At 34.4% G+C, this 14,543-nt stretch carries 13 protein-coding genes; 12 read left to right on the top strand and 1 reads right to left on the bottom strand.

Going from position 1 to position 14,543, the window contains the following annotated elements; all coding sequences use genetic code 11:
* Positions 1-729 (bottom strand): hypothetical protein, encoded by a 729-nt coding sequence (locus UH7x_RS03230; RefSeq protein WP_482362281.1) that lies wholly within the window; start codon positions 727-729, stop codon positions 1-3.
* Between the two features lie 303 nt (positions 730-1,032).
* On the opposite strand from UH7x_RS03230, the gene UH7x_RS03225 reads away from it, so the two are divergent.
* The 12 genes from UH7x_RS03225 to ftsA are packed head-to-tail and all read left to right on the top strand — an operon-like array spanning position 1,033 to position 14,502.
* Positions 1,033-1,515 carry a division/cell wall cluster transcriptional repressor MraZ gene (locus tag UH7x_RS03225; protein ID WP_482362280.1) on the top strand — a complete coding sequence of 161 codons (483 nt, stop codon included), beginning with the start codon at positions 1,033-1,035 and terminating at the stop codon, positions 1,513-1,515.
* Positions 1,496-2,398 (top strand): 16S rRNA (cytosine(1402)-N(4))-methyltransferase RsmH, encoded by a 903-nt coding sequence (gene rsmH, locus UH7x_RS03220; RefSeq protein ID WP_482362279.1) that lies wholly within the window; start codon positions 1,496-1,498, stop codon positions 2,396-2,398. The genes UH7x_RS03225 and rsmH overlap by 20 nt, the downstream gene beginning before the upstream one ends.
* Before the next feature lie 18 nt (positions 2,399-2,416).
* A complete protein-coding gene (locus UH7x_RS03215; protein WP_482362278.1) occupies positions 2,417-2,758 on the top strand; it encodes an FtsL-like putative cell division protein in 342 nt (113 codons plus the stop codon).
* Positions 2,745-4,751, top strand: a complete 2,007-nt coding sequence (locus UH7x_RS03210) for a penicillin-binding protein (protein WP_482362277.1) — start codon at positions 2,745-2,747, stop codon at positions 4,749-4,751. Before UH7x_RS03215 ends, UH7x_RS03210 begins: the two co-directional genes overlap by 14 nt.
* Positions 4,748-6,211, top strand: coding sequence for a UDP-N-acetylmuramoyl-L-alanyl-D-glutamate--2,6-diaminopimelate ligase (locus UH7x_RS03205; protein WP_482362276.1), 1,464 nt, complete (start codon positions 4,748-4,750; stop codon positions 6,209-6,211). The genes UH7x_RS03210 and UH7x_RS03205 overlap by 4 nt, the downstream gene beginning before the upstream one ends.
* A gap of 14 nt (positions 6,212-6,225) precedes the next feature.
* Positions 6,226-7,446, top strand: a complete 1,221-nt coding sequence (gene mraY, locus UH7x_RS03200; protein ID WP_482362275.1) for a phospho-N-acetylmuramoyl-pentapeptide-transferase — start codon at positions 6,226-6,228, stop codon at positions 7,444-7,446.
* 1 nt (position 7,447) lies between these two features.
* The gene (gene murD, locus UH7x_RS03195; RefSeq protein ID WP_482362274.1) at positions 7,448-8,782 is read left to right on the top strand and encodes a UDP-N-acetylmuramoyl-L-alanine--D-glutamate ligase; all 1,335 of its coding nucleotides are present in this window, start codon (positions 7,448-7,450) and stop codon (positions 8,780-8,782) included.
* Between the two features lie 9 nt (positions 8,783-8,791).
* A complete protein-coding gene (locus tag UH7x_RS03190; protein ID WP_482362273.1) occupies positions 8,792-10,000 on the top strand; it encodes an FtsW/RodA/SpoVE family cell cycle protein in 1,209 nt (402 codons plus the stop codon).
* Positions 9,987-11,081, top strand: a complete 1,095-nt coding sequence (murG, locus tag UH7x_RS03185; protein ID WP_482362272.1) for an undecaprenyldiphospho-muramoylpentapeptide beta-N-acetylglucosaminyltransferase — start codon at positions 9,987-9,989, stop codon at positions 11,079-11,081. Before UH7x_RS03190 ends, murG begins: the two co-directional genes overlap by 14 nt.
* A gap of 7 nt (positions 11,082-11,088) precedes the next feature.
* Positions 11,089-12,441, top strand: coding sequence for a UDP-N-acetylmuramate--L-alanine ligase (murC, locus tag UH7x_RS03180; protein ID WP_482362271.1), 1,353 nt, complete (start codon positions 11,089-11,091; stop codon positions 12,439-12,441).
* Positions 12,431-13,150 (top strand): cell division protein FtsQ/DivIB, encoded by a 720-nt coding sequence (locus tag UH7x_RS03175; protein ID WP_482362270.1) that lies wholly within the window; start codon positions 12,431-12,433, stop codon positions 13,148-13,150. Before murC ends, UH7x_RS03175 begins: the two co-directional genes overlap by 11 nt.
* Positions 13,151-13,155: 5 nt before the next feature.
* The gene (gene ftsA, locus UH7x_RS03170; protein ID WP_482362269.1) at positions 13,156-14,502 is read left to right on the top strand and encodes a cell division protein FtsA; all 1,347 of its coding nucleotides are present in this window, start codon (positions 13,156-13,158) and stop codon (positions 14,500-14,502) included.
* The last annotated feature ends 41 nt before the right edge of the window (positions 14,503-14,543 follow it).

Below are 14,543 nucleotides of genomic sequence, written 5' to 3'. Positions count from 1 at the left end.
TTAGATTTTGATGGGTGTACTAGTTAATAAAACATCTAAATGCGCTATTAATTTTTTCAATCTTGATTCGAAATTAAGATGTGATTCTAATTCGTTGTGATAAGAAATTAGTTCAGTTTCATGTTGAGGAAAAAGAGAAGTAAAATCGGTTTGTTTTTCAATGAGATATAAATTGTTATTATAGGCTAAGTAGTATTCGTTTTTTGCATCTTCAAATTCATAAAAAACCAACTTTTTGTCTAAAATTTCATGGATAGATTTTTTATGTTTTACTAATAGTGTAATGTTTGTTTTTTTTGATAATATTTCAAAATAACCTTGTCCTAATTGTTTGTCATCTATTTTGACAAAAGTGTGGTTATTAATGCTGAAACCATTGACTTTAAGTTTATGCAGCTGTAAAATTTCACCTCCAAATTTCTTGTTTACGCGTAATAATAATTCATCGTCAAAAACATTGTATTTGACCTGTACATTAAAGTAAGGTTGATTATTAAAAATAATAGAGCCAGTTACAAAATTTGGCTCTTGAAAAAATTTGGATTTTCTGCTTTTTAAACGATGTTTTTCTTTGTAGATAAGTCCAGAATGTAAATCTGAATTTTCAATTTTTGTAATACTATCGAAAAAAGTATAAAGGAACAGTTGGTTATCATCTTTTTGGGCCCTTAAATCTTGAAGTAAACCTTGGAAAACTAAAAAGATAATTATAAAATGAAATCGGCTCACAAATAGAATTTTGATTATTAATTAACCAATGTTCGGGGATTTTAGTTTTTCAAATAGAATTGCTTTGCAGAAACTAACTTGTATCATAAAGTTATCCGTTTTTTATAAATAACAGCACTTTTAAGAGTTAAATATTACATTTTATTTACTATCGACTTTTTTGCTGTTTAGCTGCACTGTGGACTTTTTACACCTATATATACGAAGAATCACTTCGTTTTATCAACAAAGTGGTAAAATGTGGTAAAAAGTGGTAATAATATTTATATATTTGACATAGTAAATAAAAAATCAACGATTTAGGTGATTCATTTTAACAACTCATACGATTGTAAAGTTGATGCCAAAGGTAGGCTAATGCTACCTTCTGGCCTAAAGAATCAGCTATTGCCATTATTGAAAGATGGATTCATAATTAAACGATCTGTAAACGGTAAATGTTTGGAGTTGTGGCCTAAGGTGGAATGGGATGTTGAGATGAGTAAGCTTAAAAAACTGAATAGGTATGTAAAAAAGAATAACGATTTCATTAGAATTTTCATGGCAGGTGTAAAGGAAATTGAAATTGATAATGCTGGTAGGTTGTTGATACCTAAGAACTTAGTGTCAATTGCAGCAATTAAAAAGGAAATATCATTGAGTTCAGCAGTTAATTACATAGAAATATGGGATAAAGAGCGCTATGAGCAAGAGATTGAAATTGAGCCTCTAGATTTTGAGGCTATGGCCGAAGAGGTTATGGGTGGTGATATTATTGGTTCTGAGAATGCTCCGGATGTATCATAATCCTGTATTGTTAGCCGAGTCTGTTGCTGGACTTAATATTAAAGAGAATGGAATATATGTGGATGTGACCTTCGGTGGTGGAGGACATTCAATTGAAATATTGAAACAATTGGGGCCTCAAGGTAAATTGGTTGCTTTTGATCAGGATACTGAGGCGTTAGAAAATTCTATTGATGATGAACGATTCACATTGATAAATGAGAATTTTAGATATCTCAAGCAGTTTTTAAAGTTCTATGGCATTCGGAAAGTAGATGGAATCTTAGCAGATTTTGGCGTTTCGTCGCATCAATTTGATAAAGCAGAACGTGGTTTTTCAACTCGTTTTGAAGCAGATCTTGATATGCGAATGAATATAAAAAGCAAACTATCTGCTTATGAGGTGGTTAATAGTTATGACCACGATAGTTTGAGAAAAGTGCTATTTCAATATGGTGAATTGCGAAATGCTGATGCAATGTCGCATACCATAATTGAAGCACGAACTGAAGAGCCTATTAAAACAACTATGAGGTTAAAAGATGTTTTAAGAAAGTTTTTGCCTCAGCGTAAAGAACATAAAATTATTGCTCAGGTATATCAAGCTATTAGAATAGAAGTGAATCAAGAATTAATGGCAATTGAAGAATTATTACAGCAAAGTGTAGAGTTGTTAGATGTGGGTGGTAGGTTGAGTTTAATTAGTTATCACTCTTTAGAAGATCGTTTAGCGAAAAACTTTATAAGAGCTGGTAAGTTTGAAGGGGAGGCGGAAAAAGATTTTTATGGTAACGTAGATGTGCCTTTTAAAAAAGTTGGCAAGTTGGTGGTTCCATCAAAAGAAGAAATAGTAAAGAATAATAGAGCACGTAGTGCGAAGCTCAGAATTGCTGAGCGTATTTAATAAGAATAAATAATTGTGATGAAAAACGGAATACTCGATATATTGAGGGGAAAATTTTTAGTGAGTGGAGATGCTCCTAAAAATTGGATGTTTATCATTTTCACTTCTTTTCTAGCTACTATAATGATTGGGAGTTCGCATAGCGCGGATCAGCAAGTGCATAAACTTGCTGCTTTAAATGAAGAGGTAAAAGAATTGCGTAGCGAATTTGTAGATATACGTTCAGATGTGCAACGTCTGAAACTTGAGTCTAATCTATCGCAAACATTATTAGAAACAGGATTATATCCGTCTGAAATTCCGCCAAGAAAAATAAAAGTTAAATCTAAAATTACCGAAAGAGCTAATGCCGGTTTCTGAAAAGAAAATATTGAAACGCCTATATGTGGTATCGGCAGGACTTTTCCTGTTTGCGATGGCTGTTGTCGTGAAATTGGTTAGCATACAAATGGTTGATGGTGATAAGTATCGTGATCTAGCAGAGAAGCGTACTGAAAAAATGTTCACTATAGAACCTAATCGTGGTAACCTTTATTCTGATGATGGGAGTCTCTTAGCGACTTCAGTTTCAAGATATACAGTTCGTTTTGATGCGGTTACAGTTTCGGATGAAGATTTTCAAGAGAATGTAAAACCATTGGCTAATGAGTTGGCTAAGCTTTTGGGTAAATCCTCTTCGCATTATCAACAATTACTTCGTAAAGCAAAAGCACATAAAAATAGATATGCGCTTATCGTACGAAATTTAGATTATTCAGAATACACCGCGGTAAAACAGTTTCCTCTTTTTAAAAAGGGACCATATAAAGGTGGATTGATTATCGAGCAAAAAACTGTTCGGGAACATCCTTTAGGTAAAATAGCAGAACGTAGTGTTGGTTATGAACGTTTTGATGAGAATGGCTACTCTACAAGAGTTGGTCTTGAGGGCGCTTTTGGTCAATACCTAAGAGGAATAGAAGGTAAGCGATTAAAACAGAAAATTGCTAAAGGTCAATGGAAACCTATTGGATTAGATAACATTGTTGAACCTAAAGATGGTTATGATGTGGTTTCTACGATTGATATTAATATACAAGATATAGCACATCATGGTCTTTTAGCACAATTAGAAAAATATAATGCAGATCATGGATGTGTAATTGTTATGGAAACTGCTACGGGCGAGGTAAAGGCAATTTCCAATTTAGGCAGAACAAAAGAAGGTAAGTACTACGAACGTTTAAATTATGCGATTGGAGAGTCTAGTGATCCAGGTTCAACTTTTAAGTTAATGAATATGGTAGCTGCTCTTGAAGATAAAGTGATTGATACAAGTACAGTAATTGATACTGAAAAAGGTCGATGGAAAATTTACAGAAAGACAGTTAAAGATTCTAAACACGGTGGTTACGGTGAAATTTCGATGGCGAAAGCATTCGTTGTCTCGTCAAATACTGCGTTTGCAAAAATGATTCATACGAATTATAAGAATAACCCCGAAAAGTATGTAGATCGTTTGCGTGAAATGAAAATACATCAGCAGCTTGGCTTGCCTATTAAAGGTGAAGGCAAACCACTTTTACGATACCCTGGGGATAAAGGTTGGTCTGGAATTTCTCTTGCTCAAATGGCTTATGGATATGAAGTGTTAATGACGCCTTTGCAAATTCTCACCTTTTATAATGCCATTGCCAATGATGGTGAAATGGTGAAACCACGATTAATTAAGGAAGTTAAAGAGTGGAATACAACCATACAGAAATTTGAGAAAGAAGTTATTGATCCTTCAATTTGTTCGAAAGAAACAGTAAAGAAAGTGCAGGCACTAATGGCTAATGTGGTTTCAGAAAAATTTGGAACAGGCCATAGATTGTATTCACCTAATTTTTCGATGGCTGGTAAAACAGGGACTGCGCAAAAGAATTATGGTTCTAGTGACCCTTCTAAATTCGGTTATATCTCAAGTTTTTCAGGATATTTTCCTGCTGAAAATCCAAAGTATTCTTGCATTGTAGTTATCCATGAACCGGACAAAAGTGTTGGTTATTATGGGGCAGATGTTGCTGGGCCAGTTTTTAAATCTGTAGCACAAAAGATATATGCTAATAATCCATTGGTTAATGAAGTGGAATTGATGACAGCTGATAATGAAAAGCTTGATGCTGAATATCAAAAATATTATACAGAAGCACAAAAATCGCATAGCAGTGTTCCAAATGTAAAGGGAATGAGTGGTATGGATGCTGTTGCAATACTAGAAAATTTAGGCCTGCAGGTTGAGGTAATTGGAAATGGAAAAGTAAAAAAACAATCTATTTCTCAAGGAACGGCAATAAAAAAGGTTGATAAAATAATACTCGAACTTTCGTGAAGACATTGAAAGACATTTTGTTTGGAGTTAGCCTAACTGCTGTTAATGGTAGTACTGATGTAAAGGTAAATTCTATTTGTTTTGATTCCAGAGCTGTTGGTGTCAACGATGTTTTTGTGGCTATACGTGGCACAATAACAGACGGACACGAGTATATAGAAAAAGCTATAGCATTGGGTGCAAAAGCTGTTGTTTGTGAAGAACTACCAAAAGCAATAAATAGTGATGTCACTTTTGTTGCCGTTAAAAACGCAAATGAGGCTTTGGCTTTCATGGCATCTAATTTTTACGAAAACCCTTCTAAGAATTTGAAATTAGTTGGAGTGACTGGTACTAATGGTAAAACAACAGTAAGTAGTTTGTTGTATCAGTTGTTTAAAAAGGCGGGTTTTAAAGTTGGATTAATATCAACTATTAAAATTATGGTTGATGAAACAGAATATCCAACAAAACATACAACTCCAGATGCATTAACAATTAATCAACATCTCGATTTAATGACGGAAGTTGGTGTTGAGTTTTGTTTTATGGAAGTGAGTTCTCATGGTATTCATCAAAAAAGAACTAAAGGTCTTGTTTTTGAAGGTGCCATTTTTACAAATCTTTCTCATGACCATTTAGATTACCACAAAACATTTGCAGAATATAGAGATACTAAAAAAGTCTTATTTGATGAACTTGGTAAAAATGCTTTTGCATTAACCAATATAGATGATAAGAACGGTGAGGTGATGTTGCAGAACACAAAAGCTAGGAAGCATACGTATGCTTTAAAGACTTATGCAGATTACAGGGCACAAATATTAGAAAACCAATTCGATGGTCAGTTGTTGAAAATTAACGACAATGAATTATGGTCAAGATTAATTGGTGATTTCAATGCTTACAATATGTTGGCAATTTATGCTACAGCAGAATTATTAGGATTGGAGAAATTGGAAACACTGCGTTTACTTAGTGAATTGGAAAATGTAGATGGAAGGTTTCAATATTTTATATCAAAAGAAAAAATTACGGCTATAGTTGATTATGCCCATACACCGGATGCGCTAAAAAATGTGCTTGAAACTATCAACACATTGAGAACTGGAAATGAAAACGTCATCACCGTTGTGGGGTGTGGTGGCGACAGAGACAGATCAAAGCGTCCGGTTATGGGTTATATCGCATCAGAAATGAGTAACAAAGCCATATTTACTTCTGATAACCCACGATCAGAATCGCCCTCTGCTATTATTGAAGAAATGGAAGCAGGAGTAGAGATGCAAAAAAAACAGAATGTTTTGTCTATTGAAAATCGCGATCAAGCTATTAAAACGGCTTGTCAATTAGCGATGGCTAAGGATATCATTTTGGTTGCAGGCAAGGGTCATGAAACATATCAAGAAACAAACGGCAAACGAATTGATTTCGATGATTTTAAAATCATCAGGAATCATTTAGATAGTCTTAATAAATAGAGTAATAGAAAAAAATGCTGTATTATCTATTTGAATATTTAGAAAAACAATACCAAGTGCCCGGCGCTAGTCTGTTTCAATTTCAGACTTTTCGGGCAGCGTTGGCAGTATTGCTTTCTCTTATTTTGGCTACTACTTACGGTAAAAGAATTATTCTTTTTCTGCAACGTAAACAGATTGGTGAAACTGTTCGCGACTTAGGCTTAGATGGTCAAAAACAAAAATCTGGCACACCAACAATGGGTGGTTTAATTATCATCATGTCTACTTTAATTCCAGTTATACTTTTTGCGGACATTTTAAATATCTACATCATCTTATTAATTATTACCATTATTTGGATGGGTATAATTGGTTTTATTGATGATTATATTAAAATTTTCAAGAAAGATAAAAAAGGTTTAAAAGGTAGGTTTAAGATTATGGGTCAAGTTGGCTTGGGACTTTTTGTGGGTACAGTATTGTACTTCCATCCAGAGGTTACCATGCGTGAGAATAATCAAACTATAATTACAGAACAATATACTGTTGAAGAGGTGAAAGGTAAAGATGTAAAATCTACCATGACTACTGTTCCATTTCTTAAACATAATGAGTTAGAGTACAGTAGTCTTATATCTTGGGCTGGTGAAGGTGCTAAAGATTATGGGTGGTTATTGTTTATTCCTATCGTAATACTAATTATTACAGCTGTTTCGAATGGTGCAAATTTAACAGATGGTATTGATGGATTGGCCGCGGGTTCCTCAGCGATTATTGTTTTTACGTTAGGAATCTTTGCTTGGGTATCTGGTAATATCATTTTCTCAGAGTACTTAGATATAATGTATATCGTGGGTGCTGGTGAACTTTTGGTATTTATTACTGCATTTGCGGGTGCACTTATTGGGTTCTTATGGTATAATGCTTTTCCTGCTCAAGTATTTATGGGCGATACCGGTAGTCTTACCATTGGAGGTGTTATCGCGGTAATTGCAATTATTGTTAGAAAAGAATTGTTGCTGGTTATTCTATGTGGAATATTTCTAGCAGAATCTGTATCAGTTATGATGCAAGTAGGTTATTTCAAATACACAAAGAAAAAATTAGGTGAAGGGAAGCGTATCTTTTTAATGGCGCCTTTACATCATCATTATCAAAAGAAAGGGTATCACGAAAGTAAAATTGTTACCCGTTTTTGGATTGTAAGTATCGTGTTAGCAATTCTGTCTATCGTGACCTTAAAAGTCAGATAAGATGGCAAGGTTAGTTGCATTAGGCGGAGGAGAAAGTGGAGTAGGTACTGCAATTTTAGGATTAAAAGAAGGATTTGAAGTCTTTGTTTCTGACAAAGGACTCATTAAGGAAAAATATAAAAAAGTTCTTGAACATTTTGGGATTGATTGGGAAGAAGGTAAACATACCGAATCAAAAATTTTGAATGCCGATATCGTAATGAAAAGTCCTGGTATACCTGATAAGGTTGCTTTAGTACAGGAATTAATTGCGAAAGAGATACCGGTTATTTCAGAAATTGAATTTGCCACTAGATATACTGATGCAACTATTGTTGGTATAACAGGTAGCAATGGTAAGACGACTACCACTATGCTAACAAATCACATTTTTAAATCAGCTGATTTAAATGTAGCGATGGCAGGCAATATTGGTGATAGTTATGCTAAAATGGTAGCGGAAAATAGTTTTGATTTTTATGTTTTAGAAATCAGCAGTTTTCAACTAGACGGTATTACAACTTTTAAACCACAGATTGCGATAATTACAAATATTACGCCTGATCATTTAGATCGGTACGATTATAAGTTTGAAAATTATATCGCTTCTAAATTTCTGATAACAAAAAATCAGACTGAAACAGATTATCTGATTTATGATGCTGATGATGAGGTTTTAGTCAGTTGGTTAGAAAAACATCCAGTCCAATCCCACTTAATACCATTTTCCATCGAAAAAAAAATGGAAGAAGGTGCATATCTCGAGAACAATAAAATAGTAATAACAATTAATAATAATACAATACACATGACCACCGACTCATTAGCGCTTGAAGGCAAACACAATTTGAAAAATACCATGGCAGCTTCATTAGCAGCTACTTTGGTGAATATTCGTAAGCAAACCATTAGAGAAAGTATTACAAGCTTTCAAGGTGCGCCACATCGCCTAGAAAAAGTGTTGAAGATTCATCATGTACAATACATTAACGACTCAAAAGCAACGAACGTTAATGCCACCTTTTTTGCCCTAGATAGTATGAGTTCCCCGACCGTCTGGATTGTCGGCGGGGTTGACAAGGGCAACGACTATAAAGAGTTGATGCCTTTAGTACGAGAAAAGGTAAAGGCAATTGTTTGTTTGGGAGAAGATAATACCAAGATTAAAGAATTTTTTGGCAATGTAGTCGACTTGGTGGTAGAAACGTATGCAATGTCGGAAGCAGTTAAAGTGGCTTACAAAATAGCAGAGCGCGGTGATACAGTTTTACTTTCACCTGCCTGTGCAAGTTTTGATCTTTTCGAGAATTATGAGGATCGTGGCAATCAATTTAAAGAGGCAATTAAAAATTTGTAATAGATAAAAGTGAAAACATTATTCCAAAATATTAAAGGAGATAAAACCATTTGGGCTGTAGTGGCACTCTTGGCTTTGTTTTCGTTCTTGCCGGTTTATAGTGCCAGTAGTAATTTGGTTTATGTTGTTGGTAGTGGTACCACTATGGGGCATTTGGTTAAACATGCCATGTTGTTGATTCTTGGTTTTGGAATTATTTATGGAATACATCGAATACCAAGTCATTATTTTAAAGGCTTATCATTAATTGCGATGCCTATTGTATTGGTATTGTTAGCTTTTACTATAGCACAGGGCACAACAATAGATGGTGCAAATGCTAGTCGTTGGATACAATTACCACTTGTGGGTATTACTTTTCAAACTTCAAGTTTGGCTTCGGTGGTTTTAATGATTTATGTTGCTCGTTATTTATCTAAAATTAAGGATCAAGAAATTACTTTTAAAGAAAGTATACTTCCCTTATGGGTGCCAGTTTTTTTGGTGATAATTTTAATTTTACCAGCTAACTTTTCTACGGCTGGAATCATTTTTTCAATGGTGCTTTTACTGTGCTTCCTAGGAGGATATCCCACAAAATATTTATTAAGTATAGTTGGAACGGGGTTATTATTTCTTACACTATTTATACTTGTAGCGAAAGCATTTCCAGATTCATTTAGTAACCGAGTTACTACTTGGGAACACCGCATTACGAGCTTTACTGATGGTGAAGATGGTGAAGCGGGTTATCAAATAGAAAAAGCGAAAATAGCTATAGCCACTGGTGGTATTGTTGGTAAAGGTGCTGGTAAGAGTATACAAAAGAATTTTTTACCGCAGAGTTCATCGGATTTTATTTATGCGATAATCGTTGAAGAATACGGACTTGTTGGTGGAATTGTAGTAATGTTTTTCTACTTGTTATTACTATTTAGAATCGCGGTCGTAGCAAATGCTAATTCATCAATTTTTGCAAAATTATTGGTGTTAGGCGTAGGCTTGCCGATAGTGTTTCAAGCCCTAATAAACATGGCGGTTGCCGTTGAGTTATTCCCGGTTACAGGGCAAACATTACCATTAATTAGTAGTGGTGGTACATCGAGTTGGATGACATGCTTAGCAATAGGAATTATCCTCAGTGCTAGTGTAAAAGATAAAGACAGGAAAAAGAGTAAAGAAGAAAGCACAGATATGGAAATAACAAACCCTTTAGAAGTTTTAAGTGGGCAGTTATAAATTTATTTTATCTGGAGGTGGTACAGGCGGACATATTTATCCAGCTATTGCCATAGCAAATGAGTTGAAAAAAAGACATGCTGATGCCGAGTTTTTGTTTGTAGGAGCAAAAGATCGCATGGAGATGGAAAAAGTACCAAATGCCGGATATAAAATTGAAGGTCTTTGGATAACAGGATTGCAACGGAAACTGACATTAAAGAATTTGATGTTTCCCTTTAAATTGATAAGTAGTTTGTTGAGAGCACGAAAAATAGTATCGCGATTTAAACCAGATGTCGTTATCGGCACCGGAGGTTTTGCTAGTGGGCCACTTTTGAAAGTTGCCTCTGGTCGTGGTATTCCTTGTGTTCTACAAGAGCAGAATTCATATGCTGGTATGACTAATAAATTGCTTAAAGATAAAGTCGCCAAAATATGTGTGGCTTATGATGGTATGGAAAAGTTTTTTCCAGCTGATAAAATTATAAAAACCGGTAATCCTGTTAGAGGTGATTTGGTTGCAATGAATGTGGATAAGCAAAAAGCGATTAATTCTTTTGAATTGAGTACTGAAAAGGAGACCATTTTTGTTTTAGGCGGAAGTCTTGGTGCAAGAAGAGTAAACCAGTTAATAGAAAAAGAACTCGATTTTTTTAAGACTAAAAACTTACAAGTTATTTGGCAATGTGGTAAGCTATATATCGAAGAGTATAAAAAATACAATTCTGATTCAGTGAAGGTTCTTGACTTTATTAATAATATGGATTACGCTTACGCAGCTGCTGACTTTATAATTTCTAGAGCAGGAGCAGGGTCGGTTTCTGAACTATGTATTGTTGGCAAACCAACAATATTTATTCCATCACCGAATGTTGCAGAGGATCATCAAACCAAAAATGCGCAAGCTTTAGTCTCTGAAAATGCGGCATTAATGTTGCGTGAAAAAGAATTAGATAAAAATTTTGAAACAGTGTTTTCTGATTTATTTCAATCTCAAGAAAAACAAGAGCAGCTAAGTGCTAATATTAAAAGTTTGGCCTTGCCTGATGCTACTAAAAACATTGTTGATCAAATAGAAAAATTAATAGAAAAGAAATAATTAGATTTTGGACTTAAAAAACATACATAGCGTTTATTTTATCGGTATCGGAGGTATCGGTATGTCTGCTCTTGCACGTTATTTTATGTTTATTAACAAAGAAGTTGCTGGCTATGATAAAACTAAAACGCCATTAACAGAAGAATTAGAAGGTTTAGGTATTGCTATTCATTATGAAGATTCAATTGAACAAGTTTCTGAGAATTTTAAAGATTCCGCAGGCGCACTTATTGTTTACACGCCAGCCGTTCCTAATGAACATTCGGAGTATCAATTCTTTTTAAACAATGATTTTCAGATTAAAAAACGTTCTGAGGTTTTAGGCTTAATTACAAAAGATACTTATTGTCTTGCAGTTGCAGGTACGCATGGTAAAACTACCACTACAAGTATTCTAGCACATTTACTTAAAGAAGCTGGTACTCCATTTACGGCATTTTTGGGTGGTATTTCAGAAGATTTTAATAGTAACTTTTATTTTCAAGGCAATGAAGTGTCGGTTGTTGAAGCCGATGAATTTGATCGTTCTTTTTTAAGATTATTTCCAGATGTGGCTTGCATTACATCAATGGATCCAGATCACTTAGATATTTATGGCAATGTAGAAACACTGCAAGAATCTTTTAAAGATTTTGTGGGATGTATAAAGCCAAACGGAAAATTGTTTGTTAGAAATGGATTACCGTTAGCGGGGTTCACTTATGGCATAGAAGATGATTCGGATTATTGTATTCGAAATTTAAAAATAGTACATGGCACCTACGTTTTTGATTTGGGCACTCCTGATTTTAATTTAACAGGGGTTAAGTTCAGCAAACCAGGAAGGCATAATTTGCTCAATGGTTTGGTTGCTTTCGCGATGGCGGTGCAAACTGGTTCCCCACCAGACCGCCTTGCTAAAGCTCTTGAAACCTTTAAAGGCGTGCAACGTAGATTTTCATATAAAATCAAAGAAAAAGATTTTGTTTTTATTGATGATTATGCGCACCACCCAACAGAAATTAATGCCATTTATGATGCAATTTGTGAAATGCATCCAAACAAAAAAGTGTTAGTTATTTTTCAACCTCACTTATTTTCTAGAACTAAAGATTTTGTTGATGATTTTGCAAAAAGTCTAGCAAAATTTGATAGTATTCTATTGTTGGAGATATATCCGGCAAGAGAAAAACCAATGGAAGGTGTTAGTTCTGAGTGGCTTATGGGGAAAATTGAAAATCCAAACAAAAAAGTAATTCAAAAAGATAAATTAATTAGTGAAATAAGAAGCCAAAATCCTGATGTACTAGTTACTATGGGTGCAGGAGATATTGGACTAGAAGTTGAAAAAATCACAAAAGAATTTGAATATGCGAATTAATAAGAACTTTATTAAGTTATTAGGCTTATTGTTATTGGTTACAGGGCTTTATGCATTTTCTAATCATAGAAATATGCAGAAAAAAGTAAACGGAATCAATGTTGAATTCGTTGGTGATCAAAATTTGTATATCACACAAGGAACGGTTAATAAATTGTTAATACAAAATTACGGACCGCTTACTAATGTGAGCAAAGAAAAATTAGTTTTGAATACGATTGAAGAAGTCATCGAAGCCAATGAAATGGTTAAGAATGCAGAAGTTTTTTTAACAGTAAATGGTGAGCTCACGTCGAAAATTACACAACGAAGACCAATTGGTCGTGTTGAAGGAGAAACCAAGTTTTATTTGGATGATGATGGAAAAAGAATGCCTTTTTCAAGAAGTCATTCGGCAAGAGTGCCAATTATTACTGGTGACATAACTGGTAAAGGTCTTGAGGATGCATATGAAATATTGAAATTTATTAATACAGATGATTTTTTGCGAAAAAATGTGATAGGTATACACATAGAAAGTCTAGAAAATTATCAACTAAAATTCCGAATGGAACAGTTTGTGGTGAATTTGGGAAATATAGAGAATCTAGCAGTGAAGTTTAAAAAGTTCAAAGCTTTTTATAGCAAAGCTGATAAAGATGAATCTTTGAACGAATACGCAATGGTCAATTTAGAATTCAATAACCAAGTAGTGTGCACCAAAATTTAAAATAAATGGAAACAACAAAATATTCAGTAGGTCTCGATATCGGTACAACCAAGATTGTTGCAATTATTGGTAAAGAAAATGAGTACGGTAAAATTGAAGTGTTAGGTATCGGTAAATCGAAAAGCCTTGGTGTGCATAGAGGTGTTGTGAACAACATTACACAAACAATAAAATCTATTCAACAGGCTGTTGAGGAAGCGGAAGCTAACTCAGGACTTAAGATAGGGTCGGTTGTAGTCGGTATTGCTGGGCAACACATAAGAAGTTTACAACATAGTGATTATATCACACGCACAGACTCTGAAGAAGTTATTAATGATGATGATTTAGATCGTTTGGTAAATCAAGTTTATAAATTGGTTATGCTACCTGGTGAAGAAATTATTCATGTGCTTCCACAGGAATATAAAATTGATGGTCAAGCTGAGATAAAGGAACCTATTGGTATGTATGGCGGACGTTTGGAAGCAAATTTCCATGTTGTAGTTGGTCAAATATCATCCATTAGAAATGTAGGAAGATGTATTAAAAGTGCTGGTTTAGATTTAGGAAATATAACGCTTGAACCATTAGCCTCTTCAGATGCAGTTTTAAGTAAAGAAGAGAAAGAAGCTGGTGTAGCACTTATTGATATAGGTGGTGGAACTACAGATTTGGCCATTTTTAAAGATGGCATAATTCGTCATACGGCTGTTATTCCTTTTGGTGGAGGTGTAATTACAGAAGATATAAAAGAAGGCTGTTCAATTATTGAAAAGCAAGCTGAGTTGTTAAAAATGAAATTTGGTTCTGCATGGCCTGGTGAGAATAAAGACAATGAAATAGTTTCCATTCCGGGGTTACGAGGTAGAGAGCCAAAGGAAATTACACTTAAAAATCTTTCTAAAATTATTCATGCAAGAGTAGTTGAGATTATTGAGCAGGTTTATGTCGAAATCAAAAACTACGGTCACGAGGAGCAAAAGAAAAAATTAATTGCAGGTATTGTACTAACGGGTGGCGGTAGCCAATTGAAACACCTGAAACAATTGGTAGAATATATTACCGGTATGGATACGCGTATTGGTTACCCTAATGAACATTTAGCTGGTAATTCTGATGAAGAAATTGCTAGTCCATTGTATGCCACAGCAGTGGGTTTGTTAATGAATGCCGTACGAAACGGTGAGTTTCAAACTAATGAAGAAGAAACAGTAGTTGCAGAGGAACAAAAAGAAGAAATAGCGGAAGAAGAGCTTGTATTAGCAGGTGAGGATGAAGCTATAGAAACCCCCCAAGGAAATAAAGAACGTAAGTCCGTTTTTGACAAATGGTCTGAGAAGCTCAAAGACTTTTTAGATAACGCGGAATAAACGAGAATAAAGAATAAGAACATTAACCAGTAATAAAAGTA

Source organism: Aurantibacter sp. UH7 (genome assembly GCF_056839165.1).
This window is presented reverse-complemented; position numbering and strand designations above follow the sequence as displayed.